We start from the raw sequence: 25,780 nt of genomic DNA, 5'->3' as shown, positions 1-25,780 counted from the left end.
CGCCCGGGGCCCGCTGCCCATCAGCGGCAGCAGCACTGAGGGCCTCAGGTCCAGGATGAAGGACAGGGGATTGAGGTATTCCTCGCCTCGGCGGACGCCCCAGTGCACACACGGGGACGGGCCGCAGTGGCCGGACAGCAGGACGCCCACCACGGCACCCTTGGCCACGGAGGCGCCCCACTTGAGCGTGCTCCGCACCGGTTCGAAGCTGCTGCGGAGGCCGTTGCCGTGGTCGATGGTGATGACAGGCCGGTCCACCACGACGCCCACAAAGCTGACGGTGCCGGACTCCGGCGCGGTGACCGAGCCGCCGTCGGACACCGCTGCAAGATCAACGCCCCGGTGACCGCTCAGCCACGGCTTGTCCGGCGGATCGAACGGACGCAAGACCACCGGCCGCGGGGCAAGCGGCCAGCTCCACCCCGCCGGCGCCGGACTACTCGCCGCCAGCGGTGTGGAACCGGAAACTGCCAGAACACCGGAAACTGCCGGAACGCCGGAAACTGCCGGAACGCTCAGTGGTGAGGGTGCGGCGGAGGGTGCGGCGGCCGCCGTCGTAAGCAGGAGCAGCGCCGCCATTGCGTAGGCTTTCATGTCCCCAGCATGGACGCCGGATTCGCCTGCCGGAACGGGGCCTGTGGCGTATGTGGAAAACCCTGCCCCGTGCGGCGGAACCGGTGCTTTTGCCACGGGCTGCTGTAGTACACTTGGTGGAGCAGTTTGCTGTGCCCTCAACGCATTCCATTTTCGTGGGTAGCGTCAGCACGCCCCATTCAGGAGTGCGGGGGAGCAGCAGCTGACTACGCGTATCCAGCCCTCCACTTCCGGCAAGCAGTTGCTTGCTGCTGCGGAGGATTGTGCCTCTTGCGGTCAGGTCCGGCAACGGTCCTGATGAGATGTGCAATGGATGCCAGGAGCTTGTGCCCGTCCGGGGCCAGGCTAAATAACCGTCAACTATTGGCAGGGTAAGAACGGCCGCGGCCGCTCTCATGAATGACCTGCCGGAAGGAGCGTCGGCATGCCCGTCGTAACTATGCGCCAGCTGCTTGACAGCGGCGTCCACTTTGGACACCAGACCCGCCGTTGGAACCCGAAGATGAAGCGGTTCATCTTCACCGAGCGCAACGGCATCTACATCATTGACCTCCAGCAGTCGCTGTCCTACATCGACCGCGCCTACGAGTTCGTCAAGGCCACCGTCGCCCACGGCGGCACCGTGCTGTTCGTCGGCACCAAGAAGCAGGCTCAGGAAGCCATCGCTGAGCAGGCCACCCGCGTTGGCCAGCCGTACGTCAACCAGCGTTGGCTCGGCGGTATGCTCACCAACTTCCAGACTGTTGCCAAGCGAATCCAGCGCATGAAGGAACTCGAAGAGATCGACTTCGACGACGTCGCAGGCTCCGCTTACACCAAGAAGGAACTGCTGCTCCTGCGCCGTGAGCTCACCAAGCTCGAGTCCAACCTCGGCGGTATCCGCAACCTGACCAAGGCACCGTCCGTGCTGTGGGTTGTTGACACCAAGAAGGAGCACCTGGCTGTTGACGAGGCCAAGAAGCTCAATATCCCTGTGGTGGCCATCCTGGACACCAACTGCGATCCGGACGAAGTCGACTTCCCGATCCCGGGCAACGACGACGCCATCCGCTCCGTGAACCTCCTGACCCGCGTTGTTGCTGACGCCGTCGCTGAGGGCCTCATCGCCCGCAACCAGCGCGCAACCGGCACCACCGAAACCCCGGAAGAGCCGCTGGCTGAGTGGGAGCGCGAGCTCCTCGAAGGCAGCAAGGCTGAGGAAGCTCCGGCTGCGGAGGCTGCTCCCGCCGCCGAGGAAGCTCCGGCTGCCGAGGCTGCTCCCGCCGCCGAGGAAGCCCCGGCTGCTGCCGAGGGCACCGACTCCGCGAAGTAACAACTTCATCGGGATTTCCGGGCGCTGTCCGCAGCGTCCGGGCAACTGACAGGATGGCCGCTCACCTGGTGAGCTGCCGTCCTGTCGGTCCGTACACACAAAAAATTTTCTAGACAGAGGGGTTCACATGGCGAACTACACTGCCGCTGATATCAAGGCTCTGCGCGAGCGCACCGGCGCCGGCATGATGGATGTCAAGAAGGCTCTTGACGAAGCCAACGGCGACGCCGAGAAGGCGATCGAGATCATCCGCATCAAGGGTCTGAAGGGCGCCACCAAGCGCGAAGGCCGCTCCACCGCTGAAGGCCTGGTTGCTGCCAAGGTCGAGGGTGGCGTTGGCGTAATGATCGAGGTCAACTGCGAGACCGACTTCGTCGCCAAGGCCGACAAGTTCATCCAGCTGGCTGACAAGGTCCTGGCCATCGCCGTCGAGTCCGGCGCTGCCGACCTCGAGACCCTGCTCGCCACCGATGTAGACGGCAAGCCGCTGTCCGAGGTAGTCGTCGAAGAGGGCGCTATCCTCGGCGAGAAGGTTGTTGTCCGCCGCATTTCCCGCATCGAGGGTGCCACGGTTGATGCCTACCTGCACAAGACGTCCAAGGACCTCCCGGCCCAGGTCGGCGTCCTGTTCGCGGTTGACGGTGAAGGCGAAGCAGCTGCCACCGCCGCGCACGATGTTGCCGTTCACGTCGCCGCCATGGCTCCGAACTACCTCTCCCGTGAGGACGTTCCGGCCGAGCTCGTCGAATCCGAGCGCCGCATTGCCGAGGAAACCGCAAAGGCCGAGGGCAAGCCCGAAGCTGCGATGACCAAGATCGTCGAAGGCCGCGTTACCGGCTTCTACAAGGGTGAGGTCCTGGTTGACCAGGCATTCGCCAAGGACGCCAAGAAGTCTGTGGCGCAGGTCCTCGAAGAGGCCGGCGTCAAGGGAACTGCCTTCACGCGTTTCCGCGTCGGCTCCTAGTCTGACACGCAAGGGGGTGGCCACTTCGGTGGCCGCCCCTTTTGCATGCACCGGCCACATAAGAATGTGAGCGCTGGCCGGATGCGCGATAACCTAGCTCAGAGTTCAACAACCGGAAGGCACCATGGAAGCCGTCAACACTCCCGTCCAGTCAGAGAAGAGCAGGCGCCGGGTTCTCCTGAAGCTGTCCGGTGAAGTCTTCGGCGGCGGCAAGCTGGGCGTCGACCCGGACACCGTCCGCGCAGTAGCCAAGCAGATCGCAGCCGCCGTTCCCGACGTCGAGGTGGCCATCGTGGTGGGCGGCGGTAACTTCTTCCGGGGTGCCGAACTGTCCCAGAGCGGCATGGACCGTTCGCGTGCCGACTACATGGGCATGCTGGGAACCGTCATGAACTGCCTCGCCCTGCAGGACTTCCTGGAGCAGGCCGGCGTCGAGACCCGGGTCCAGAGCGCCATCACCATGGGACAGGTGGCCGAGGCCTACATTCCGCGCCGTGCCATCCGCCACATGGAGAAGAACCGTGTGGTCATCTTCGGTGCGGGCGCGGGCCTGCCGTACTTCTCCACGGACACCGTGGCCGCCCAGCGTGCACTCGAGGTCCACGCGGACGTGGTGCTCATGGCCAAGAGTGGCGTGGACGGCGTGTACACCGCCGACCCGAAGAAGGACCCGACGGCGGAGAAGCTGGAAAAGCTCAGCTACGACGACGCGCTCCGCCGCGACATCCGGGTCATGGACCAGACCGCAATGACCATGTGCAAGGACAACAAGCTCTCCATGGTGGTGTTCGGCATGGAAGGCGAAGGCAACGTCACGCGCGCTATCCGCGGCGAAAAGCTCGGAACGCTGGTCACACCCTAGTTACAGCTAGGATATTTCTAGGACGGTTCCGCCCATTGGGCGGGACCAGGATTGTGAAATGCCCGGTTGGCCGGGAACCAATTTCTGAGGAGAGATCGTGATCGAAGAAACCTTGCTCGAAGCCGGGGACAAGATGGACAAGGCTGTTGAGGTAGCCAAGGAAGACTTCGCCTCGATCCGCACCGGCCGTGCCACGCCCGGCCTGTACAACAAGGTCATGGTGGAGTATTACGGAACCCCCACCCCGCTGCAGCAGTTGGCATCCTTCGCTGTTCCCGACGCCCGCACCATCCTCATCACCCCCTACGACAAGACCGCCCTGCGGGACATCGAACGGGCACTCAGTGACTCCGAGGTCGGCGCCAATCCGTCCAACGACGGCAACGTCATCCGCATCACGATCCCTGAGCTGACGAAGGAACGCCGCAAGGAATACGTCAAGATCGTCAAGTCCAAGGGTGAGGACGCCAAGGTGTCCATCCGCAACATCCGCCGCAAGGCCAAGGAAACCCTGGACCGGCTCGTCAAGGACGGAGAAGCCGGCGAGGACGAGGGCACCCGCGGCGAAAAGGAACTCGACGTGATCACCAAGCAGCACGTCGACGGAATCGACGAGCTCCTCAAGCGCAAGGAAGCTGAGCTGCTCGAGGTCTGATGGGCCAGGCACAGCAGGCCCCCGGCGCGCGGGCCCGAACCCGGACCCGCCAGCCACGGCCCAACCCCACGCCTGGAGCCGGGCGCAACCTGCCGGCAGCAATCATCGTGGGCCTGGCTATGCTCCTTGCGGTGCTCGGCGGGCTGCTCTTCCTGCCGCTCGGCTTTGTTGCCGTCGTCACCACTTTCGCGGTCTTCGGCGTGTGGGAGGTCTTCCGCGCGCTCGAAGCGAACGGCACACGGCTGCCCATCGTGCCGGTCATGGTGGGAACGGCGGCCATGCCGTTCTCGGCCTACTTCGGCGGCTTGGAGAGCCTGCTGTTCGCGATGCTGGCCAGCAGTGTGGCGGTGCTTCTCTGGCGGTCCGTGGAGAGTGCAACGGGTTCGGCCCGCAGCATTTTCGCCGGGGTGTTCACCCTCGCCTGGGTACCGTTCCTAATCAGTTTTGCCGCCCTGCCGCTCCATGTGGAGGGCGGCGCTTCCCCGGTGGGCCCGTGGCCCGGCGGAACTGTGCCGGAGGGCGCCTGGCAGATTGTGATCCTGCTGCTCCTGGTGGTTTCCAACGACACCTTCGGTTATCTCGTGGGCGCCCGGCTGGGCAAGCACCCCATGGCGCCAAAGATCAGCCCTAAGAAATCCTGGGAGGGTTTCGCCGGATCTATCGCGGGCGCCATGCTCGTTGGCATCCTGGCCAGCATCTTCCTGCTGAACAAGCCCTGGTGGGTGGGCGTTGTGCTGGCGATCGGCATGGTGGCGGCCGCCACCGCCGGCGACCTCGCCGAATCGATGGTCAAACGCGAACTCGGTGTCAAAGACATGAGCAGCATCCTGCCCGGACACGGCGGGGTGATGGACCGGCTGGACTCGATCGTGTTCGCCTCGCCGGTGGCCTTCATGCTGTTCGTCCTGTTTTCCGGGGCCTAAGTTTTGCCCGGCTTGGGGTTTCCCGGGCCGGGTTGTCCCGGCGGGCGCCTCGGGCGCCCGGCCCTCCGCAACACCCTAGAATAATGCGGTTACGATCCGCCGAAGAAGTATCGAAGGAAACATGGTGAGAGTGGACAGCAAGCGGCAGATTCCCGCGTCGTTTGAACGCGTGGCGCGGACGGACTACGGCTACAACGCCAAGCAGGTGGACCAGTTCCTGCAGCAGGCCCGCGTATCACTGGAGACGCCCGAGGCCGCCGCCCACCCCATCAAAAGCGCTGATGTCCGGTCCGTCTCCTTCGACCCCGTCAAGGGCGGGTACTCGGCCGTCGCCGTGGACGCCGCACTTGACCGGCTTGAGGACGCCTTCGCCCGCCGGGAGCGGGACGACCTCATCGCAGAACGTGGCGAGGACGTCTGGCTCCGTCAGATCGGGCAGCTTTCCGGGACACTGCGCGGCCGCCTTCACCGGCCCGACGGCGAGAGGTTCCGCCGCCCGGCCAAGAAAAAGGCGCGCAGCTACAACACCAGGGACGTGGACAACCTGTGCCGGGACCTGATCGGCTACCTGGAACAGGACAAACCCCTCAGCGTTGACAACGTGCGCCGCGCGGTCTTCCGTCCCGCGGCCGGCGAGGATGGCTACGAGGAGACCCAGGTGGACGCATTCCTCGACCGGGTGGTCGAGCTGATGGCCGCCATCGACTGACGGCCAGCCCGCTCAGCGCTCCGTGGCCAGCCCGCTTTGCGCTCCGTCACCAGCGGCCGCTCGGGCGTGTGCAGCCTGGTCATCACCCTGGTGACGGTCCCCGGCACCCGGGAACTGGTGGCACGCGACGTCAGGACCATCACAGCAAAGGCTGCCGGTCCACGCGGCGGGCTGCGCCAGCCACGGCGGCGTCCCCGCCATGCCGAGAATTGTTCCCGCCACCATGGCGCCGCCGCACAGCAGGCCGCCGGTCACCATCCCCGCAATCGCCCCGGTGTCGGTCAGGCCCCGCCACCAGATACCCAGCAGCAGGACGAGATGGAGGTCCGGTCGCTGACCGGCGTCGGCGCGGAGAAATCCGTCGAGCACTGGCCCTTTAGGGTCGCTGAAAGCCGGTCACTCAAAGCAGGAGCCCCCGCGCACGGCGCAGGGGCTCCTCACGTGTCAGCCGCCGTCGGGGGTGGGTCATCGCCTCAGGGTGCGTGGTGGCCTCGGGTGTGTTCACCGTGCGGCACCGCGAACTGTCCTGCCGTCGAAGCGGCGAGTCCCGGCGTCGTGATGGCGGCAACCAGCAGCGCCCCGGCGAAGGCAACGGCGAGCAGCCGCCCAGCACCCAGACGGGGCGATGTGCCGCGGCCCGAACCGCCGTGAAGATTCGGGGACCAGCGGCCGAGCCATGATGTGGCCGCGAGAATCATGAGGGTGAGCAGCAGGGCTGCGAGGTGGCTTATGCCCAGGCCAGCCATGCCGGTGCCTGCGGCCAGCACGATGGCCGCCACGTGCACGGCGGCAGCGGCAGGCAGCAGGACAGAAGTGGTCCGGGCCGCCGGGTAACGGTTCCTGCTCAGCCCTGTCACTGTCCACACCAGCAGGGCCACTCCCCAGATCAGGCTGGCCGCGGCGCCGGCCGACCGCCCGGGAAAGGCGGGGCCGGCAGCCGCAAACAGGCTGGAGGATACGGCCAGATTGACCGCGGACGCGCCGAGCCCGGCAAAACCGGCGACGAGCCGCACGGCATCGGAACGGAACGTTTCCTGCGCTGCCGGAACAGCCGCGGTGGCCTGGCTGGTCATCGTCTGCTAGGCGCGGGCCGTGGCGGGGACCTTGTCCAGGGACAGGCCGACGCCCAGCAGCAGGACGGCGCTCGCCAGGTGCAGAACGTTGTCCGCGCCGTTGAGGGCAATGATGTTGAGCGGCGAGGTGAGCAGGAACAGGCCGAGAATGCCCACCAGCAGGTACACCGCGCCCACCGCAGTATTGACGGTGCGTGCCAGCTGCAAGTCCTTGACACCCGCGTAGAGCAGGGCGGCGCCGATGGCCAGGTGGATCACATTGTGCAGCGGATTGACCTCGAAGATGATCAGGTTGGAGCCTTCGGTGGAGAAGAACCCGACACCCGAGGTCACGGCGAAGCCGACGAGCCCCACCAGCAGGTAGACGGCTCCGAAGACCGTGGCGATAAGACGGTTCGGTGAGTTGCGCATGGCCCAAATTCCTTCCGGTTGCCGGCCGGGCAGGCGCCCTGGCCAGATTTGCGGGGCCCCGGCTGGGACTCCCGGAAGCAATTCGGGTCCGGTTGGCGCTTGGATGGGTGGGCGGTCAGATGAGGGGTCAGGCCTTTGGCCTGAGCTTGATGGTGACCAGCTTCAGGTCGTCCTTGCCGGCGAAACGGTACACCAGTTCAATGTCCTTCCCGTCGCACTTGATGAGTCCTGCCACGTCCGCGATGTTGTTGCCGTTCTCGGTGCTGACTTTGAGGTCGTCGTAGGCCGTGGTACAGGACGGGTCCAGCTGGAGGCTCTTGATGCCGGAAGCGAATTTCTCCCGACTCAGCTGCTCCTTGAGGCTGGGGTCCATGTAGTCGTTGTATGCCTTGTCCGTGTCACCGGCGATGACCAGCTTGGTGAAGCTGTCCGCGAGGTCCCCGGCATGCCGGGTGGACCCGCCCACGAGGTTCACCAGAAGCAGCACTCCCACCGTCACCAGCAACAGCACGCCTGCCACAATGCCCAGGACGATCCAAAGACCCTTGCGGCTCCGGGGCGGCGGCAGGCCCGGCAAACCGAACGGAGAAGACGGAAGCGCCCGCCGGCCAGGGGGCTGCCGGGGACCCGGTTGGTGGGGGCCGGGCTGCTGGGGGCTGCCCTGCTGGGGGCCAGGACCGTAAGCGCCCGGCTGCTGAGGACCGGGCTGTTGCGCGCCGGGCTGCTGTGGGGGGAGCGGAGGGGTGCTCAAAGGTGGGGCCTTTCCGGCACCGCACCAGCGGTGCTCCGACTAACGGGGCACAGCCGGCGCCCGGTCAACGTTTGAGGAATAGCCTATAGCGTCCACACCCCGGAACACTGATATTTTCCCGTGGTTACGGTCGTCGGTCCAGCGGTCAGTCTCCCGCGGACCTGCGGTCAAGCAGCGGCTGGATCCGGAAAGGTATCAGGTCACCCATGGCCAGTGCCGTATCCGTCCGCTCGACGCCGTCGCAGGCCAGGATCTTCCCGTTGATCCGGAAGAGGTCTTCCGCATCCAGTGCCACCACACGCAACAGCAGGTCGGCCGAGCCCGTCAGGCCGTAGCCCTCGAGGATCTCCGGCACGGCCGCCAGCTCATCGGCGAGGGAGCCAAGCTTTTGCTGCTGGACATGTACCGAGATGAAAGCCATCAGCGGATAGCCCAGGGACGCCGGATTGATGCGCCGCTCGAACGAGAGGAAGACGTGCTTCTTCTCGAGCTGGGCCATGCGCGCCTGGACTGTATTGCGGGAGAGTCCGAGCTTCTCGGCCAGCGCCACCACTGTGCGGCGCGGGTCCTGTGCCAGGGCAGTCAGAAGCCGGGTGTCCGTGCCATCCAAAGCTTGCATAATGCGCAAGGCTAGCACGGTCTGTGGCCGCCAAACAGTGCATTGTGCTCAGTTTCAAGCCTGGTGGTTGTACCTCCTGAGCATTGTGAGTAGGGTCACAATTAACCGGGGCAAAGGCGCCCGGGAGGCCGGAATGCGGCGGTATCACGAGTCCTGCCGCGGGATGGTTACACGACGTCAGAAGGTTGCGGCAACAGTGGTGACAGACGATGCGGGCCAGGGCGGAACAGCCGCCGGCCGGGACAACAAGGCAGGGCACCAGGGTGGCGCTGGCCACGACATGGTTCAGCTGATTACCCCTGCGGGGGAGCGCGTTAGCCATCCAGAGTACGATCCCTGGGTCAGGGAGGTGTCGGACGAGCAGCTGTGCTCGCTCTATGAGGACCTGGTGGTGATCCGCCGGATCGACAAAGAGGCAACTGCACTGCAGCGCCAGGGCGAACTGGGCCTTTGGCCTCCGCTGCTGGGCCAGGAGGCCTCGCAGGTGGGATCCGTGCGTTCGCTGCGGGATGACGACTTTATTTTTCCCAGCTATCGCGAGAACGGTGTGGCCTACTGCCGCGGGGTGGACCTGAAGGACATCCTGCGGGTCTGGCGCGGCGCTGCTTCCGGCGGCTGGGACCCGTACACGGTCAACATGGCCATCCCGCAGATAGTCATCGGCGCGCAGACGCTGCACGCCACCGGCTACGCCATGGGAATCCAGAACGACGGTGCCGACTCCGCGGCCATCGTGTACTTCGGCGACGGCGCCACCAGCGAGGGCGATGTCAACGAGGCCATGGTCTTCGCTGCGAGCTTCCAGGTGCCCCTCGTGTTCTTCTGCCAAAACAACCAGTGGGCCATTTCCGAGCCGGTGCGCCTCCAGTCCCACACGCAGCTGGTGGAACGCGGGACCGGATTCGGAATTCCCAGCATGCGGGTGGACGGCAACGACGTGCTGGCCGTCATGGCTGCCACGCGGGTCGCCCTCGACCGCGCCCGCCGGGGCGGCGGCCCCACCTTCATCGAGGCCGTCACCTACAGGATGGGCCCGCATACGACCGCGGATGATCCCACCCGGTACCGCGATCCCAACGAACTCGAGGATTGGGCGGCCAAGGATCCGATCGGCCGGGTCCACGCACTGCTTGACCGGAAGGGTCTGTTCACCGAGGAGTTCGAAGCCGCCGTGCGGACCAAGGCGGACGCAGTCGCCCGTGAGCTGCGCGCCGGCTGCATCGGCATGCCGGATCCCGAACCCCTGGACGTCTTCAAGCACGTGTACAGCACCCCTAACTCCTGGCTGGACCGCCAGCAGGACCACTACTCCCGTTACCTTGCCTCCTTCGGCGATCCCGCAGGGGCTACACATGAAGAAGGTGCACGCTGATGACGCAGATGACCTTTGCGCGGGCAATAAATTCGGGCCTTCGCAGATCCCTCGACAACGATCGCAAGGTGGTCCTCATGGGCGAGGACATTGGCACCCTGGGCGGCGTCTTCCGTGTGACGGATGGGCTGCAAAAGGACTTCGGCCAGCACCGCGTCGTGGACACGCCCCTGGCCGAATCCGGCATCGTGGGCACCGCTGTTGGCCTGGCCTACCGCGGGTACCGGCCGGTCGTGGAAATCCAGTTCGACGGTTTCGTCTACCCCGCCTTCGACCAGATCGTGTCTCAGGTGGCGAAACTCCACTACCGCACCCGCGGCACCGTGAAGATGCCCATCACCATCCGCATCCCGTTCGGCGGAGGCATTGGGTCGCCCGAGCACCACTCCGAGTCGCCGGAGGCCTACTTCGCCCACACGGCAGGCCTGCGGGTGGTCACCCCGGCCAGCCCGCAGGATGCCCACACCATGATCCAGCAGGCCATTTCCTGCGACGACCCCGTGGTGTTCTTCGAGCCCAAGCGCCGCTACCACGACAAAGGCGAAGTCGACGAGCTGCTCGATCCCGCTTCAGCGACGCCGATGGGCCAGGCCCGCGTGGTCACGGACGGCAGCGACGTCACGCTCGTCGCCTACGGGCCGCTGGTGAAGACGGCCCGCGATGCAGCCACTGCGGCCGCTGACGAAGGCGTCTCCGTCGAGGTCATTGACCTGCGGTCGCTGGCTCCGGTGGATTTCGCCACCGTGGAGGCCTCGGTCCGCAAGACCGGCCGGCTGGTGATCACCCACGAGGCCGGGCAGTCCGGCGGCCTCGGCGCCGAGGTTGCGGCCAGCATCACAGAGCGCTGCTTCTACCATCTGGAGGCGGCACCGGTCCGAATCACCGGCTTTGACGTGCCGTACCCCTACTCGAAGGTGGAAATGCACCACCTTCCGAACCTGGACCGGATCCTCGACGGCGTGGACCGCGCGCTGGGCCGGCCGAATTCGCTGAGCGGGCTGGAAGGATGACCGCCACAATGATCAAGGAATTCCGGCTGCCCGACCTCGGCGAGGGGCTGACCGAATCCGAAATCGTCAGCTGGAAGGTGGGGGTCGGGGACACCGTCAGCCTGAACCAGATCATCGCAGAGGTGGAGACCGCCAAAGCCGTGGTGGAGCTGCCCTCACCGTTCGCTGGCGTGATCACTGCCCTGCATGAGCAGCCGGGGACCGTTGTCGAGGTGGGCAAGCCGATCGTCTCGTTCGAGGTAAAGGACGACGCCGACAATCAGCCTCGCGCTGCCGCTCCGGCCGAGGCGCCGCTCCCCAAGAGGGAACCCAACCTCGTCGGGTACGGCGCCGTCGTCGAAAGCACCGGCCGTCCCGTCCGCCGGCAGCGCACGCTGGTCGAGCCCGCCGAAACCAAGAACCCCCCGGTTAAGCCCGCCCCCTTGGTTGAACCTGTCGAAACCAAACCTGCGGAGACCAACCCCACCGAGCGCCCGCGTTCCACACCGCCGGTCCGGAAGCTTGCCAAGGACCTCGGCGTGGATCTGGAGCAGGTGGCGGGGACCGGCCCCGGCGGCTTAATTACCCGTGACGACCTCCATAATTTCGTCGGGGGCGGGGACCATCCCGCGGCGGCGCAGCAGGAAACGGCGCCACACGAAGAGGCGTTCCAACCCGTGCCGGTCCCGGGTGAACGCGAGGTGCGCACGCCGATCAAGGGTGTCCGCAAATACACCGCCGCCGCCATGGTCAGCAGCGCCTTTACAGCTCCGCACGTGACGGAATTCCTCACCGTCGACGTCACACCGGCCATGGAACTGCTGGCCAGACTGAAGGAAAGCAAGGCCTTTGCCGGCCACAAGCTCACGCCGCTGACCCTTGTGGCCAAGGCTGTCCTCATCGCCCTGCGGCGCAATCCGGGCGTCAACGCCAAGTGGGATGAAGCCAATCAGGAGATCGTGCAGTTCAACTACGTGAACCTCGGCATCGCGGCCGCAACCCCACGCGGCCTCACGGTTCCCAACATCAAGGACGCCGACCGACTGGCGCTCGCCGACCTCTCCACGGCGCTCGCCGAGCTGACGGACACCGCCAGGGCCGGCAAGACCAGTCCGGCGGACCTCTCCGGCGGCACCATCTCCATCACCAACATCGGCGTCTTCGGGATCGACGCCGGCACGCCCATCCTCAACCCCGGGGAGGCCGCGATCCTCGCCGTGGGCGCCGTGCGCAAAACCCCGTGGGAGTACCAGGACCAGGTCGCCCTGCGGCAGGTCATGACACTGAGCCTCGCCTTCGACCACCGGCTGGTTGACGGCGAGCAGGGATCCAGGTTCCTGGCGGACGTAGGCGCGCTTCTCGCCGACCCTGGCATGGCCTTCGCGATGGCCTAGCCCCGGGATTTTCCAGGAACCAAGACGGGGCACTTTGAAGCCGCAATAGGGCTATTATCGCCAAAACCCGGCGTGTCCGTGTCAAAGTGCCCCGTTTTGGCTGCGGACCTGGCGCGGTGTCAGTCCCGCTGAGGGCAGGGTGAGATGGGTTAGTCGGCCAGCGGGCTGGCTGTCACCAGCAGGGCGGCCAGCGCCATGTTCTCCAGGAGTGGCCGCGCCGACTTGATGGCCATGCGCCGGCCGTGGCTGCGGACAGAGTGCGGCGTGGAGTTGATCAGGCCGAACGTCGCGTGGGCCCGCATGCGCAGGTCGGAGGTGTCCGTCGTGCCGTGGATGCCGGCGAGCACGTCCACCCACACTTCCACGTAGCTGCGCTGCAGGGCGCGCACCTGCGCCTGGTCCTCGCTGGCCAGGTTGCTGAAATCCCGGTCCTGCACGCGGATCACGTCGGGGTTGCTGAGGGCGAAATCGACATGGAACTGCACCAGCCGGGCCAAGGCTGCGGAGGGATCGGCGGCGTCGGCCACCACCTGGCGGCCGCCGTCGAGCAGGTCCTGGCTGACAGTCAGCAGCAGCGCGCCCAGCACGGCCTGCTTCCCGGGGAAGTGGCGGTATACGGCGGGCCCGCTGACGCCTGCGGCCGCGCCAAGGTCCTCAAGGGAGACCCGGTTGAACCCGTTAACGGCGAAGAGCGTGGCCGCAGCGGACAGGAGCGCCTGCCGGCGGGATTCTTTGGCCCGGCTGCGCTGCGTTGGGCCGGACGTCTCATGGCCGGCTGCGGCCTGGCCGGGAGCAGTCAGCTCTCCGTGATCTGTGGTGGGCACTTTTCCTCCTCGGAACCCAAAGAACTCTACCAACATCCTGTGTTGGACATCACAGTTACTAGAGACTAACCTAAACTCAGTTACGAGGCACTAACCGAAATTCGGCGGGACTGCCCGCCCGAGGTGCCCGGGAATGGAATCGGTCAATGGAGACACTCGCCAGCCGGCTGGATACCGCCGGCAGCGCATTCGCGGCCAACAGCCTTGCGCAGCGCGCACTCGCCGATGAGCTGCGGAAACGTCTTGCGACGGCGGCACTGGGCGGACCGGAAAAGTCCCGCGAGCGCCACATGGCCCGCGGCAAGCTGCTTCCCCGGGAGCGGATCGACCGGCTTCTCGACGACGGCAGCCCCTTCCTCGAGATCGCACCGCTGGCGGCGAACGGCATGTACAACGACGATTCGCCCGGCGCCGGCGTCATCGCGGGCATCGGACTGGTGCATGGCCGCCACGTGCTGGTGATTTCCAACGATGCCACCGTCAAGGGCGGCACCTACTATCCGATGACGGTGAAGAAGCACCTCAGGGCCCAGGAGATCGCGTTCGAAAACCGGCTCCCGTGCATCTACCTCGTGGATTCGGGCGGAGCTTTCCTCCCCAAGCAGGACGAGGTCTTCCCGGACCGCGACCACTTCGGCCGGATCTTCTACAACCAGGCCAGAATGTCGGCTGCCGGGATTCCCCAGATCGCCGCCGTCATGGGCTCCTGCACCGCCGGCGGCGCCTATGTTCCCGCGATGAGCGACGAAACGGTGATTGTCCGGAACCAGGGCACCATCTTCCTCGGCGGCCCGCCCCTGGTGAAGGCGGCCATCGGAGAGATCGTCAGCGCGGAAGAGCTCGGGGGAGGCGAGGTGCACTCCCGGATCTCCGGCGTCACGGACCACCTTGCCGAGAACGACGAGCACGCCCTGCAGATCGTCCGCAACATCGTCTCCACGCTGCCCGGGCCCGCCACGCCGGCCTGGGACGTGGACACCGCGGTCGAACCGGCTGCCGAGCCCGGCGAGCTCTACGGGGCCGTCCCCACGGACGTCAACGCGCAGTACGACGTCCGCGAAGTCATCGCCCGGCTGGTGGACGGCAGCCGCTTCCATGAATTCAAGAAGAACTACGGCGCCACGCTGGTCACGGGATTCGCCAGGATTCACGGCCACCCCGTCGGCATTGTGGCCAACAACGGGGTGCTGTTTAGTGAGTCCGCACTCAAGGGCGCCCACTTCATTGAACTGTGCGACCAGCGCGGCATTCCGCTGCTCTTCCTGCAGAACATCTCCGGTTTCATGGTGGGCAAGGACTACGAGCAGGGCGGCATTGCCAAGAACGGCGCCAAGATGGTCACCGCCGTTGCCACCGCCAGGGTGCCCAAGCTGACCGTGGTGATCGGCGGGTCCTTCGGCGCCGGCAACTACTCGATGTGCGGCCGGGCCTATTCACCGCGCTTCCTGTGGATGTGGCCGGCCAGCCGGATTTCCGTCATGGGCGGCAACCAGGCCTCCAGCGTCCTGGCCACGGTCAAGCGCGACCAGTACGAGGCAGCCGGCCAGGAGTGGTCCGCGGAGGAGGAAGAGGCGTTCAAGGCCCCTATCAGGGAGCAGTACGAGGACCAAGGCAGCCCCTACTATTCCACGGCGCGCCTGTGGGACGACGGCGTGATCGACCCCGCGGACACCCGCACCGTGCTGGGCCTCGCCCTCGACGTCGTGTCCCGCGTCCCGCTGCCCGAGTCCTCCTTCGGCCTCTTCCGGATGTGAGCCAGTAATGACTACTGAAACCATGTTCCGCACCGTCCTGGTGGCCAACCGCGGCGAGATTGCCTGCCGCGTGATCCGTACTTTGCGCGGCCTGGGAATCCGTTCGGTGGCGGTTTACTCCGACGCCGACGCCGACGCCCGCCACGTGCGCGAGGCCGACGCCGCCGTGCGGATAGGTCCGGCCGCCGCGTCCGAGAGCTACCTCAGCATCGACGCGATCATCCAGGCCTGCCGCGACACCGGCGCCGAGGCCGTACATCCCGGCTACGGCTTCCTGAGCGAGAACGCCGACTTCGCCGGCGCCCTCGAAAAGGCCGGCATCGCCTTCATCGGCCCCGGGGTGGAGGCGTTGGAGGTCATGGGGGACAAGATCCGCTCGAAGAACCACGTGGCCGGGTATGGCGTTCCGGTGGTCCCCGGCATCGCCGAAGCCGGCATGACGGATGAGGACCTGATCGCCGCCGCCCCCGCTGTGGGGTTCCCCCTGCTGATCAAGCCCTCGGCGGGCGGCGGCGGCAAGGGAATGCATGCCGTGCACCGTCCCGAGGAACTGCCGTCCGCACTGGCAACCGCACGGCGCGTGGCAGCCAGTGCGTTCGGGGACGACACCCTGTTCCTCGAACGCCTGGTGACCTCCCCGCGGCACATCGAGATTCAGGTCCTGGCCGACACACACGGAAACGTCATCCACCTGGGCGAGCGCGAGTGCTCGCTCCAGCGCCGCCACCAGAAGGTCATCGAGGAAGCGCCGTCGCCACTGCTGGAATCACTGCCCGACGGCGGGGCCGTCCGTGCCAAGATCGGCGAGGCTGCATGCCAGGCCGCCCGCAGCGTCCATTACACCGGCGCCGGCACCGTGGAGTTCCTCGTGTCAGACGACTCCCCGGACGAGTTCTTCTTCATGGAAATGAACACCCGCCTCCAGGTGGAGCATCCCGTGACGGAAATGGTCACCGGCATCGACCTCGTTGAGTGGCAGGTGCGCATCGCCGCCGGTGAGGTGCTCACCGTAGGGCAGTACGACGTCGTACTCAATGGCCACGCAGCGGAGGCGCGCGTTTATGCCGAGTCCCCGGAGAAGAATTTCCTCCCGTCGTCGGGAAGAGTGTTGCTGCTGGACGAAGGGCCCGGTGACGCAGAAGACCCCGGTGACGCAGGTGGCAAGGTCCGGGTGGACTCGTCATTGCTGGAGGGACTGGAGATCTCCTCCAACTACGACCCCATGCTCTCCAAGGTCATCGCCTGGGGAACGGATCGAAAAGCCGCCCTGGACAAGCTGGACGCGGCGCTGGAGCGGTACACCGTCCTTGGCATCGACACCAATGTGGAGTACCTGCGGCTCCTGATCAACGACGACGACGTCGGCGCCGGCCGCCTCGATACCGGCCTGATCGAGCGCAAGATGCCGGAGTTCGAATTCCGCCGCCCGGGCGACCCTGAATTTGTGGTCGCGGCTTTGTACGCAGTGGCGATGGAAGACCCTGGCCCGCAGGCACCCGGGGCAGGTCCGTGGCACCGCCGCGACGGTTGGCGGCTGGGTGGCCGCGCCCCGCGGCGGATCAGCTTTGGGACGCCGGATGGCGGAGTTGCCACAGTCGAGGTGTCAGGTCCCGTGGTGCCCGGCCCGGTGGCGGTGAGCGTCGACGGCGGTCCGCAGCGCACCGCGTCCCTGCGCTTCACCGGGCGCGACCACGCAGGGCTGACCCTCGACGGCGAAGCCCACGAGTACGCGCTGGCGCCGGTCCGCGGCGGCCCCGTTGCGCCGGGCCGGGGGGCCGTGCCCGGTGCGCCCACCGGCGTCTTCCTCGGTAGCGGGGGCTGGTCCTGCCGCCTCGAGGTGCTGGGCCGGGAGGCCCGCCTGCAGCGGGTGCTGGCCGCCGTCGAACGCGAAGAGGGCGCCGCCGACCCGGCGGTGCGCTCGCCGATGCCCGGCACCGTGGTGTCGGTCTCGGTCAGTAACGGCGACACCGTGGAGGCCGGCCAGGTGCTGCTCTCGGTGGAGGCCATGAAGATGGAGCACCAGCTCGTGGCCGAAGTCGCCGGAACCGTCCATGTCAGCGTCACCACAGGTGATCTCGTCAAGGCCGACGAGGTCGTTGCCACAATCCACGCGGCCGGTGCCGAACCCCAAGATGCAACAGATGAACGTAAGGAGGCCTAGCGATGGCCGATTTTGAACTTAGCGAGGAGTACCAGGACCTCAGCAAGACCGTCCGCGAGTTCGCCGACGAGGTGGTGGCTCCCGTCTCCGCCAAGCACGACGAGGAACACAGCTTCCCGTACGAGGTGGTGTCGCAGATGGCGGACATGGGCCTGTTCGGCCTGCCCTTCCCGGAGGAGTACGGCGGCATGGGCGGGGACTACTTCGCGCTGGCCCTCGCACTGGAACAGCTGGGGCGGGTGGACCAGTCCGTCGCCATCACGCTCGAGGCAGGCGTTTCGCTCGGTGCCATGCCTGTATACCGCTTCGGCACCGAGGCCCAGAAGCAGGAATGGCTGCCGCTGCTCGCATCCGGAAAGGCGCTCGCCGGCTTCGGCCTGACCGAGCCGGAGGCCGGCTCCGATGCCGGCGGCACGAAGACCACGGCACGGCTGGAGGACGGTGGAGAGGCAAAAAACTGGGTCATCAACGGCAATAAGGAATTCATCACCAACTCGGGAACGGACATCAGCAAGCTGGTGACCGTCACCGCGGTCACGGGCCAGCAGGAGCGCAAGGACGGCAGCATCAAGAAGGAGATCTCCAGCATCCTGGTGCCCACCGACACGCCCGGCTTCAAGGCGGAAAAGGCGTACAACAAGGTGGGCTGGAATGCTTCGGACACGCACCCCCTGACGCTGCGGGACGTCACCGTTCCCGAGGCGAACCTGCTGGGGGAGCGGGGCCGGGGCTACGCCAACTTCCTGTCGATTCTGGATGAGGGCAGGATCGCCATCGCGGCCCTGGCCACCGGAGCGGCCCAGGGCTGCGTTGACCTCTCAGTGCGCTACGCCAAGGACCGCAGTGCCTTCGGGGCCAATATCGGCAAGTACCAGGGCATCTCCTTCAAGATCGCCCGCATGCAGGCACGCGCCCATACCGCCCGCCTTGCCTACTACGATGCGGCCGCCCGGATGCTCGCCGGCAAGCCGTTCAAGACCCAGGCGGCCATAGCTAAGATGGTCGCAGGCGAGGCGGCCATGGACAATGCGCGGGATGCCACCCAGGTATTCGGCGGCTATGGCTTCATCAACGAGTTCACCGTGGCGCGCCACTACCGGGACTCCAAGATCCTGGAGGTCGGGGAGGGCACCACGGAGGTTCAGCTGATGCTTATCGCCCGGGAACTGGGGCTGTAACAGGCCCGGTGGCCGTGTCTGTCGAAAGTCTGTGGAGACGCCGAAAGGATCAACGATGATTGACAAGGTTGTTGCCAGCGCTGACGAAGCGGTCGCCGACATAGCCGACGGCGCGTCGCTCGCTGTCGGCGGGTTTGGCCTGTGCGGGATCCCGGTGGCGCTGATAGACGCCCTTCACCGCCGCGGCGCCACGGACCTGGAGACTGTCAGCAACAACTGCGGCGTGGACGACTGGGGCCTCGGGATCCTCCTCAGGGACGGCCGGATCCGGCGGACGGTCAGCTCGTACGTGGGGGAGAACAAGGAGTTCGCCCGGCAGTACCTCGCCGGGGAACTGGAGGTGGTGCTGACCCCGCAGGGGACCCTGGCCGAGAAGCTGCGCGCCGGCGGCGCCGGCATCCCCGCCTTTTACACAAAGGCGGGCGTGGGGACACAGGTGTCCGAGGGCGGCCTGCCGCAGAAATACGACGCCGACGGCGGTATCGCCATCGCGTCCCCGGCCAAGGAAGTACGGAGCTTCGACGGCGTCGACTACGTCCTGGAGGAATCCCTGACCCCCGACTACGGCCTGGTCCACGCCTGGAAGGGCGACCGCCACGGGAACCTCGTCTTCCATGCCACGGCCATGAACTTCAACCCGCTCTGCGCCATGGCCGGACGCATCACCATCGCGGAGGTGGAAGAACTCGTGGAGCCGGGCGAGCTGGATCCCGAGCATGTCCACCTGCCGGGCATCTTCGTCCAGCGCGTGGTGGTGGTGCCCGAGTCCGAGAAGCGCATTGAGAAGCGGACGGTCGCACTGTCAGCCGCGTCCGCAGGCCAATTGGGGAGCACGAGCACCGGCACGGCAGGAACCACCGGCACCACCGAACAGGCAGGAGCGTAGCCGTGGATCTGAACAGCGCGCAGGGCGAGCCGCCCCGCCCCGAGGCCGTCCGTCCCGAGTACCGCCGGGCAGCCTCCTCACACCCCGAGGGCAAAGGCTGGACCCGCAATGAGCTCGCCGCCCGCGTGGCCCAGGAACTGAGCAACGGCCAGTACGTGAACCTGGGCATCGGGATGCCCACCCTGATCCCCAATTACATCCCTGCCGGCGTCGAAGTGGTCCTGCACTCCGAGAACGGGATTCTCGGCGTCGGCCCCTATCCCGGCGAGGACGAGGTGGATCCCGACCTGATCAACGCCGGCAAGGAGACCGTCACCGTCAACAAGGGCGCGGCGTTCTTCGACTCCGCCCAGTCCTTCGGCATGATCCGGGGCGGGCACGTGGATGTGGCCGTGCTTGGCGCCATGGAGGTTGCCGCCAACGGTGACCTCGCCAACTGGATGATCCCCGGAAAGATGGTCAAGGGGATGGGTGGCGCCATGGACCTGGTCTTCGGTGCCAAGAAGGTGATTGTCATGATGGAGCATGTGGACCGCAGCGGGAAGCCCAAGATCGTGGAACGCTGCTCACTTCCTTTGACGGGCAAAGCGTGTGTGGACCGCATCATTACCGACCTTGCCGTCCTGGACGTGACTCCTGACGGGTTAATCCTGCGTGAACTCGCTCCGAACGTGTCGGTGGAGGATGTTGCCGCGGCCACCGGTGCGGAGCTGTTCGAGGAGGACCAGGAACTCACCGTATGAGCGCAGACGGTATGAGCGCAGACGGGGTTTCAGGCAGTTCCGGCAGCGCCCGCGTCATCGAGCAGCGCGGACTGTACTTCGAGGAACTCGAGGAGGATGTCGTTTACGCCCACCGGCCCGGGCGGACCGTGACGGAGACGGACAACGTGCTGTTCACCACCATGACCATGAACACGCAGGGGCTGCACCTGGACGCGGCCTGGAGCGCGGGCCAGCCCTTCGGCCAGCGGCTGATGAACTCCATGTTCACGCTGGCAACAGTAGTGGGGCAGTCCGTCGGCCAGCTGACCCAGGGCACCATCATTGCCCAGCTCGGGCTGACGGACGTCGCCTTCCCGCACCCGCTCTACCACGGCGACACGCTCTATACGGAGACCGTGGTCACCGCCAAACGGCTGTCCGGCTCACGGCCGGGGCAGGGCGTTGTCACCATGCAGCACACCGGCCGCAACCAGGACGGAACGGTGGTGGCGCTGGCCACGCGGAGCTGCCTGATGTGGACGCACGAGGCCCACATAGAGGCGCAGAGGGGTAAATAATCGGACAATGGACAGTATGACCTTTGTGATGGGCCCTGCCCTGCTTTTCTGCCCTGCCGACCGCCCCGAACGCTTTCAGAAAGCCGCCGAGCGCGCCGACGCCGTCATCGTCGACCTCGAGGATGCAGTGGCGGCGCCGGATAAGCAGCGGGCACGCGGCGCCATCCTGGCCCAGCTCGCCGGTTCCGGCGAGGGGCCGGAGCTCGATCCCAGCCGGACCATCATCAGGATCAACCCGGCCGGTACCGAGGACTTTGAGAAGGACCTGCACTGCCTGGCCCACACGCCCTACCGCACCGTCATGCTCGCCAAGGCGGAGGGCGCGGACCAGCTCCGTGCCCTGCCGGACTTCCACGTGATCGCCCTGTGCGAGACGGCCGCTGGCATAGTCCACGCACCCGCCATTGCTGCCGAACCCAACGTGGTGGCCATGATGTGGGGGGCGGAAGACCTGCTTGCCTCCCTCGGCGGCACCTCCAGCAGGAACGACGATGGCGCCTACCGCGCCGTTGCCCTGCACGCCCGCTCCTCGGTGCTCCTGGCGGCGGGGGCGGCCGGCAAGCAGGCCGTCGACGCCGTCTACGTGAACATCCCCGACCTTGACGGCCTTGCCGCGGAGGCCCGGGACGCCGCCGCCTCCGGGTTCGGCTCGAAGGCCTGCATCCACCCCAGCCAAGTGGCGGCCGTCCGGGCCGCCTACGCGCCCTCGGGCGAGGACGTGGCCGCCGCTACGCACCTGCTGGAGGCGGCAAAGGAAGCCGGGGCCGGGGTGTTCCAGTACCAGGGCCGGATGATCGACGGCCCCATCCTTCGCCACGCGGAGTCGGTGCTTCGCAGGGCCCGGTAGGTTCCGCAGAACCCCGTAGTCCGCCATCGGTCTGCTTCGAGCATCGGGCCCGCATCATCTCCCTGCCCGCAGGGAGATGGGCGGGATCGCCTCGTAAAGCGGTGTCCGGATCCAGCGCTGGCCGGTCTCCCGGAACTCGGAACGGGTGGCGAAGCGGTAGAGGTAGGTGCGGGCGCGCACCCAGCGGGGGCGTTCGCCGTCGAACGGGTCATGGCGCAGCAGCCGCAGCATGGCTGCGTCCGCCTCCAGCAGCTTCCCGAGGAAGGCGTAGAACCATTCCTCGTGGACCGTGCGCAGGGGCAGGAACCACATGAGCCAGTCCAGCCGCAGGTGATAGGGCGCCCACTGGCGGGGCAGCCTGTGCACCTCGCCCGGTTTTCCCTTGAAGCCGTACTCGCGCCAGTCGGCTGCCTCGTCCGGTTCCTCGTCCAGGGTGCCCTCCACCGCCACTTCAATGCGCTGCTTCGTGACCGTGCCGAACGCCCCGTACGTGTTCACCAGCTGCCAGCGGTTGAAGCTGGCGTTCATCAGCTGGTACTGGGAGAACAGGTTGCGGATGGGCCAGTAGCTGAGGACCACCAGGAGCAGGGACGCGGCCAGGGTGATGATGAGCCACCAGAGGGGCGTCTCCCCGGTGCTGTTCCAGTCCACCGGAATGACGGGGAGCACCGCGTGGGCCACGGGATCGCTGATGCCGGCGAAGGCCAGCACAATCGCAATCCAGTTCAGCCAGGCGAAATTGCCGCTGGCCACGAGCCACAGCTGGGTGAAGATGATGATGCCTGCGGCGATGCTGCCCAGCGGCTGCGGCGCGAAGAGGAAGAACGGCACCACCAGCTGGGCGAAATGGTTACCCACCACCTCCAGCCGGTGGAAGGCCTTCGGCAGCAGATGCGCCTGCCGGCTTAGGGGGCCGGGCATCGGCTGGGTCTCATGGTGGTAGTAGAGGGCGGTGAGGTCGCGCCATTCCCGGCCGCCGCGGATCTTGATCATGCCGGCACCGAATTCCAGCCGGAACACCAGCCAGGCCACAAGAATCAGGATGGTACGGGGCGGATCGGTCTGCTCGGAACCCAGGAACGCCACCGTGAAGCCGGCCTCCAGGAGCAGCATCTCCCAACCGAATCCGTAGAACGTCTGCCCCACGTTGACCACCGACATGTACAGCAGCCACAGCGCCAGGAACGCGATCAGCGGCAGCCAGGGAGGACCCAGTTGGGGTACGCCGAGGACCAGGACCGCGGAGATGACCAGACCCGTTGCGCAGACGGCCCGGAACAGCCGGTCCGTGTAGCGCCAGCGGAATAGGGTGGGCCTGCGCATCCGACTGAAGGACGCCAGATAGTCCGGGACAGGAAGGAGGCCGCGCTCGCCGAGGAGGGCGGGGAACTGGTTGAGGGAGGAGAGGAACGCGACCAAATAGAGTGCGGCAACACCGCGCTGCAGCACCTGCCGGGCGAATTCATAATCCGGCGCATCGAACCATGCGGCCCAGTCCACGGGCACCACGTTACCCCGGCCCGCAAGCGCGTCAAGGTGCTGCCAATCGCCCGTGCAGGACGCCGGTGCCGGTCCGCGCACGTCCGGCGGCCTCCGTGGGTTGCGGGATACTTAAGCCATGCAGACTTCCGGCTCCAGCCGTTCAGCCAGCCAGCCGCGAACCGTCGTCATCCTCGGATCCACCGGTTCCATCGGCACCCAGGCGATTGACGTCGTCGACGGCGCCCCGCACCTTTTCGAGGTCGTGGCGCTGAGCGCCGGCGGCGGCAACCTCGACCTCCTCGCCCGGCAGGCCGTACACACCCGGGCCGCCGCCGTCGGCATAGCCGCAGACGATCCGGGGCGGCTCCGGGACCTGATCAACGACGCCGCCAGCGCGGCAGGGATCGGACAGTACCGTCCCGAGATCATCGCCGGTCCCGACGCCTCGGCCAGGATCGCCTCCGTGAAGGCGGACGTGGTGCTCAACGGCATCACTGGCTCGATCGGCCTGGCGCCCACCCTCGCCGCGCTGGAATCCGGTGCCACCCTGGCGCTCGCCAACAAGGAATCCCTGATCGTGGGCGGTTCGCTGGTCAAGGCGGCCGCCGCCGAGGGGCAGATCGTGCCGGTTGATTCCGAGCACTCCGCCATCGCACAATGCCTGCGTTCCGGGACCGCCGCGGAGGTGGACAGGCTCATCCTGACCGCCTCGGGCGGGCCCTTCCGCGGCCTTACCCGCGACCTGCTCTCGGCGGTCACTCCGGAGGAGGCGCTGGCGCACCCCACCTGGGACATGGGCCTGATGGTCACCACCAACTCAGCCAGCCTGGTCAACAAGGGCCTTGAGGTCATCGAGGCGCACCTGCTCTTCGACATCCCGCTGGACCGTATTGACGTGGTGGTCCATCCGCAGTCCGTTGTCCACTCCATGGTGCAGTTCGTGGACGGCTCCACCATTGCCCAGGCATCGCCGCCCGACATGCGCCTTCCAATTGCGCTCGGACTGGGCTGGCCGGACCGGGTGCCCAGTGCGGCCCCGCCGTGCGACTGGACGCAGGCCACCAGTTGGACGTTTGAACCGCTTGACGACGGCGCGTTCCCCGCCGTCCGGCTGGCTAAGGCCGCGGCGGAACAGGGGAGTACTTACCCAGCGGTGTTCAACGCCGCCAACGAGGAAGCCGTGATGGCGTTCCATGCGGGCAGGATTCGGTTCACGGACATCGTGGATACGATCGAAGCCGTCCTCAGCGAGCATTCGGGATCCTCCGGGCTAACGGTCGGGTCCGTGCTCGATGCTGAGAAGTGGGCACGTGCGCGCACCCACGAACGTTTAGCAGTGAGCAGTCTCTAGGAAGCAGCAGATCTTAAGCATGAGTCCCGTCATCCTCTTTATTCTTGGTGTCGTCTTTGTGGCGGTCGGCATCGCGGTATCGATTGCGCTGCATGAGGTGGGCCACCTGGTGCCCGCCAAGCTGTTCAAGGTGCGCGTCACCAAGTACATGATCGGCTTCGGCCCCACCGTCTGGTCGACCAGGAAAGGTGAGACTGAGTACGGCTTCAAGGCGCTGCCGCTGGGCGGCTACGTGTCGATGATCGGCATGTACCCGCCCAACAAGCAGGACGGCTCGGTTCGCCCGTCCAGCACCGGCATGTTCCAGACGCTGGCCACCGAGGCCCGCTCGATGGCCCATGAAGACGTGGGGCCCGGGGATGAGAACCGCGTGTTCTACCGGCTCCCGGTCTGGAAGAAAATCATCATCATGCTCGGTGGTCCGGCAATGAACCTGCTGATCGGCCTCGTGCTCACGGCCGTGCTGCTGATGGGCTTCGGCATCTCCGAGCCCACCACCACCATCGCCGACGTCTCCAAGTGCCAGGTGAAGGCGGGGGAGACCGTCGATCCGAATTCGGCTGGCTGCAAGCCGACACCGGCCGCTTCAGCCCAGCTCAAACCCAACGACGTCATCACCTCCTTCGACGGAAAAACCGTGACCAGCTGGGACCAGCTGACCGGCTGGATCCGCGCCTCCGCCGGCAAGGATGTCTCCATCACCGTGGAGCGCAACGGCTCGCCGGTGACCAGCACCGTCACCCCTGTCCTGTCCGCACGCCCAGTCGTCGGAGCGGATGGGCGCCAGGCCAAGGACAGCGCCGGAAAGCTCCTGTACCAGCACGTCGGCTTCCTCGGGATTGGCGCGCAGACCGCGCTGGTTCCCCAGCCGGCGTCGTCCGTTCTGCCCATGGCGGGGGAGAACATCAGGCAGGTTGCCGGTGTAGTGCTCAATCTCCCTGCCCGGGTTGTCGGAGTTGCCAAGGCCGCGTTCAGCGAAGAACCCCGGGACCCCAACGGTCCCATCAGCGTGGTGGGCGTGGGCCGCGTGGCGGGCGAGGTGGCCGCCATGGAGGAAGTGCCCGCCCAGTCCCGGCTCGCCGCGCTGGTCGGACTGCTCGCAGGGCTGAACTTTGCCCTGGCCGTATTCAACCTGATCCCGCTGCTCCCGCTCGACGGCGGCCACGTGGCCGGCGCCCTCTACGAGGCGGCGCGGCGGCGGGTAGCGAAGATGCTTGGCAAACCAGACCCGGGTGCCTTCGACATCGCGAAGCTGCTGCCGGTGACCTACGTGGTGGCCGCGCTCCTGATGGGAATGGGTGCGCTGCTGATTTACGCGGACATCGTGAAGCCGGTGAATCTCTTTGGTTAGCGTGGCGACTTCGCCCTAAATTGGCTGATTAGTAAA

24 protein-coding genes and 2 pseudogenes are annotated in these 25,780 nt (G+C 66.5%); 18 read left to right on the top strand and 8 right to left on the bottom strand.

Features of this window, described 5'->3' with window-relative positions; translation table 11 throughout:
* Positions 1 to 21 precede the first annotated feature (21 nt).
* Positions 22 to 594 (bottom strand): annotated as a pseudogene (locus AC1DFE_RS06310) (M23 family metallopeptidase); the annotation flags it as partial.
* Between the two features lie 424 nt (positions 595 to 1,018).
* Here AC1DFE_RS06310 and rpsB point away from each other — a divergent pair.
* From rpsB to AC1DFE_RS06280, 6 genes are all read left to right on the top strand, one after another.
* A complete protein-coding gene (gene rpsB, locus AC1DFE_RS06305; protein WP_476905050.1) occupies positions 1,019 to 1,906 on the top strand; it encodes a 30S ribosomal protein S2 in 888 nt (295 codons plus the stop codon).
* A gap of 127 nt (positions 1,907 to 2,033) precedes the next feature.
* The gene (gene tsf / locus AC1DFE_RS06300) at positions 2,034 to 2,870 is read left to right on the top strand and encodes a translation elongation factor Ts (protein WP_190606903.1); all 837 of its coding nucleotides are present in this window, start codon (positions 2,034 to 2,036) and stop codon (positions 2,868 to 2,870) included.
* A gap of 124 nt (positions 2,871 to 2,994) precedes the next feature.
* Positions 2,995 to 3,732: a UMP kinase gene (pyrH, locus tag AC1DFE_RS06295; RefSeq protein ID WP_476905049.1), complete on the top strand. Its 738-nt coding sequence runs from the start codon at positions 2,995 to 2,997 to the stop codon at positions 3,730 to 3,732.
* A gap of 97 nt (positions 3,733 to 3,829) precedes the next feature.
* Positions 3,830 to 4,387: a ribosome recycling factor gene (gene frr, locus AC1DFE_RS06290; RefSeq protein WP_476905048.1), complete on the top strand. Its 558-nt coding sequence runs from the start codon at positions 3,830 to 3,832 to the stop codon at positions 4,385 to 4,387.
* Positions 4,387 to 5,310 (top strand): phosphatidate cytidylyltransferase, encoded by a 924-nt coding sequence (locus AC1DFE_RS06285; RefSeq protein WP_476905047.1) that lies wholly within the window; start codon positions 4,387 to 4,389, stop codon positions 5,308 to 5,310. Before frr ends, AC1DFE_RS06285 begins: the two co-directional genes overlap by 1 nt.
* A 121-nt stretch (positions 5,311 to 5,431) precedes the next feature.
* A complete protein-coding gene (locus AC1DFE_RS06280; protein WP_476905046.1) occupies positions 5,432 to 6,019 on the top strand; it encodes a DivIVA domain-containing protein in 588 nt (195 codons plus the stop codon).
* Between the two features lie 38 nt (positions 6,020 to 6,057).
* Here AC1DFE_RS06280 and AC1DFE_RS06275 read toward each other — a convergent pair.
* The 5 genes and pseudogenes from AC1DFE_RS06275 to AC1DFE_RS06255 form a co-directional block, all read right to left on the bottom strand.
* Positions 6,058 to 6,334, bottom strand: a pseudogene (locus AC1DFE_RS06275) (cation acetate symporter); the annotation flags it as partial.
* A gap of 158 nt (positions 6,335 to 6,492) precedes the next feature.
* Positions 6,493 to 7,092 carry a hypothetical protein gene (locus AC1DFE_RS06270; protein ID WP_476905045.1) on the bottom strand — a complete coding sequence of 200 codons (600 nt, stop codon included), beginning with the start codon at positions 7,090 to 7,092 and terminating at the stop codon, positions 6,493 to 6,495.
* Positions 7,093 to 7,098: 6 nt separating this feature from the next.
* Complete coding sequence (locus AC1DFE_RS06265) at positions 7,099 to 7,503, bottom strand: DUF4383 domain-containing protein (RefSeq protein WP_476905044.1); 405 nt, start codon at positions 7,501 to 7,503, stop codon at positions 7,099 to 7,101.
* A gap of 127 nt (positions 7,504 to 7,630) precedes the next feature.
* Entirely contained in the window at positions 7,631 to 8,014 is a 384-nt protein-coding gene (locus AC1DFE_RS06260; RefSeq protein ID WP_476905043.1) for a hypothetical protein, read from the bottom strand.
* A gap of 385 nt (positions 8,015 to 8,399) precedes the next feature.
* The gene (locus AC1DFE_RS06255) at positions 8,400 to 8,873 is read right to left on the bottom strand and encodes an Lrp/AsnC family transcriptional regulator (RefSeq protein WP_476905042.1); all 474 of its coding nucleotides are present in this window, start codon (positions 8,871 to 8,873) and stop codon (positions 8,400 to 8,402) included.
* Between the two features lie 196 nt (positions 8,874 to 9,069).
* Between AC1DFE_RS06255 and pdhA the strand changes: the two genes are divergently transcribed.
* Genes pdhA through AC1DFE_RS06240 form a run of 3 tightly spaced genes read left to right on the top strand, consistent with a single transcriptional unit; the run spans position 9,070 to position 12,628 of the window.
* Positions 9,070 to 10,245, top strand: coding sequence for a pyruvate dehydrogenase (acetyl-transferring) E1 component subunit alpha (gene pdhA, locus AC1DFE_RS06250; RefSeq protein WP_476905041.1), 1,176 nt, complete (start codon positions 9,070 to 9,072; stop codon positions 10,243 to 10,245).
* Positions 10,245 to 11,255 (top strand): alpha-ketoacid dehydrogenase subunit beta, encoded by a 1,011-nt coding sequence (locus tag AC1DFE_RS06245; protein WP_476905040.1) that lies wholly within the window; start codon positions 10,245 to 10,247, stop codon positions 11,253 to 11,255. Before pdhA ends, AC1DFE_RS06245 begins: the two co-directional genes overlap by 1 nt.
* Positions 11,256 to 11,263: 8 nt before the next feature.
* A complete protein-coding gene (locus tag AC1DFE_RS06240) occupies positions 11,264 to 12,628 on the top strand; it encodes a dihydrolipoamide acetyltransferase family protein (protein WP_476905039.1) in 1,365 nt (454 codons plus the stop codon).
* A 149-nt stretch (positions 12,629 to 12,777) separates the two neighbouring features.
* On the opposite strand, the gene AC1DFE_RS06235 is transcribed toward AC1DFE_RS06240, so the two are convergent.
* Positions 12,778 to 13,452, bottom strand: coding sequence for an SACE_7040 family transcriptional regulator (locus AC1DFE_RS06235; RefSeq protein ID WP_476905038.1), 675 nt, complete (start codon positions 13,450 to 13,452; stop codon positions 12,778 to 12,780).
* Between the two features lie 146 nt (positions 13,453 to 13,598).
* Between AC1DFE_RS06235 and AC1DFE_RS06230 the strand changes: the two genes are divergently transcribed.
* Genes AC1DFE_RS06230 through AC1DFE_RS06200 form a run of 7 tightly spaced genes read left to right on the top strand, consistent with a single transcriptional unit; the run spans position 13,599 to position 21,560 of the window.
* On the top strand, positions 13,599 to 15,206 hold the full coding sequence (locus AC1DFE_RS06230) for a carboxyl transferase domain-containing protein (RefSeq protein ID WP_476905037.1): 1,608 nt from the start codon (positions 13,599 to 13,601) through the stop codon (positions 15,204 to 15,206).
* Positions 15,207 to 15,213: 7 nt separating this feature from the next.
* Complete coding sequence (locus AC1DFE_RS06225; RefSeq protein WP_476905036.1) at positions 15,214 to 17,367, top strand: acetyl/propionyl/methylcrotonyl-CoA carboxylase subunit alpha; 2,154 nt, start codon at positions 15,214 to 15,216, stop codon at positions 17,365 to 17,367.
* Between the two features lie 2 nt (positions 17,368 to 17,369).
* Positions 17,370 to 18,545 (top strand): acyl-CoA dehydrogenase family protein, encoded by a 1,176-nt coding sequence (locus tag AC1DFE_RS06220; protein ID WP_476905035.1) that lies wholly within the window; start codon positions 17,370 to 17,372, stop codon positions 18,543 to 18,545.
* A 55-nt stretch (positions 18,546 to 18,600) separates the two neighbouring features.
* Entirely contained in the window at positions 18,601 to 19,431 is an 831-nt protein-coding gene (locus AC1DFE_RS06215; protein ID WP_476905034.1) for a CoA transferase subunit A, read from the top strand.
* 2 nt (positions 19,432 to 19,433) lie between these two features.
* Positions 19,434 to 20,174: a CoA transferase subunit B gene (locus AC1DFE_RS06210; protein ID WP_476905033.1), complete on the top strand. Its 741-nt coding sequence runs from the start codon at positions 19,434 to 19,436 to the stop codon at positions 20,172 to 20,174.
* Positions 20,171 to 20,713: a MaoC family dehydratase gene (locus AC1DFE_RS06205; protein WP_476905032.1), complete on the top strand. Its 543-nt coding sequence runs from the start codon at positions 20,171 to 20,173 to the stop codon at positions 20,711 to 20,713. Before AC1DFE_RS06210 ends, AC1DFE_RS06205 begins: the two co-directional genes overlap by 4 nt.
* 16 nt (positions 20,714 to 20,729) lie before the next feature.
* Positions 20,730 to 21,560 (top strand): HpcH/HpaI aldolase/citrate lyase family protein, encoded by an 831-nt coding sequence (locus AC1DFE_RS06200; protein WP_476905156.1) that lies wholly within the window; start codon positions 20,730 to 20,732, stop codon positions 21,558 to 21,560.
* Positions 21,561 to 21,614: 54 nt separating this feature from the next.
* On the opposite strand, the gene AC1DFE_RS06195 is transcribed toward AC1DFE_RS06200, so the two are convergent.
* Positions 21,615 to 23,060 (bottom strand): lipase maturation factor family protein, encoded by a 1,446-nt coding sequence (locus tag AC1DFE_RS06195; protein WP_476905031.1) that lies wholly within the window; start codon positions 23,058 to 23,060, stop codon positions 21,615 to 21,617.
* Positions 23,061 to 23,178: 118 nt separating this feature from the next.
* Between AC1DFE_RS06195 and dxr the strand changes: the two genes are divergently transcribed.
* Together dxr and AC1DFE_RS06185 are read left to right on the top strand one after the other, a co-directional pair.
* Positions 23,179 to 24,393, top strand: coding sequence for a 1-deoxy-D-xylulose-5-phosphate reductoisomerase (dxr, locus tag AC1DFE_RS06190; RefSeq protein WP_476905030.1), 1,215 nt, complete (start codon positions 23,179 to 23,181; stop codon positions 24,391 to 24,393).
* Positions 24,394 to 24,412: 19 nt separating this feature from the next.
* Positions 24,413 to 25,744 carry a M50 family metallopeptidase gene (locus tag AC1DFE_RS06185; protein ID WP_476905029.1) on the top strand — a complete coding sequence of 444 codons (1,332 nt, stop codon included), beginning with the start codon at positions 24,413 to 24,415 and terminating at the stop codon, positions 25,742 to 25,744.
* The last annotated feature ends 36 nt before the right edge of the window (positions 25,745 to 25,780 follow it).

The sequence above is a fragment of the Arthrobacter sp. 05T423 genome, assembly GCF_056396245.1.
Note: the sequence above shows the minus strand (reverse complement) of the source record. Positions and strands in the feature narration are given on the sequence as shown.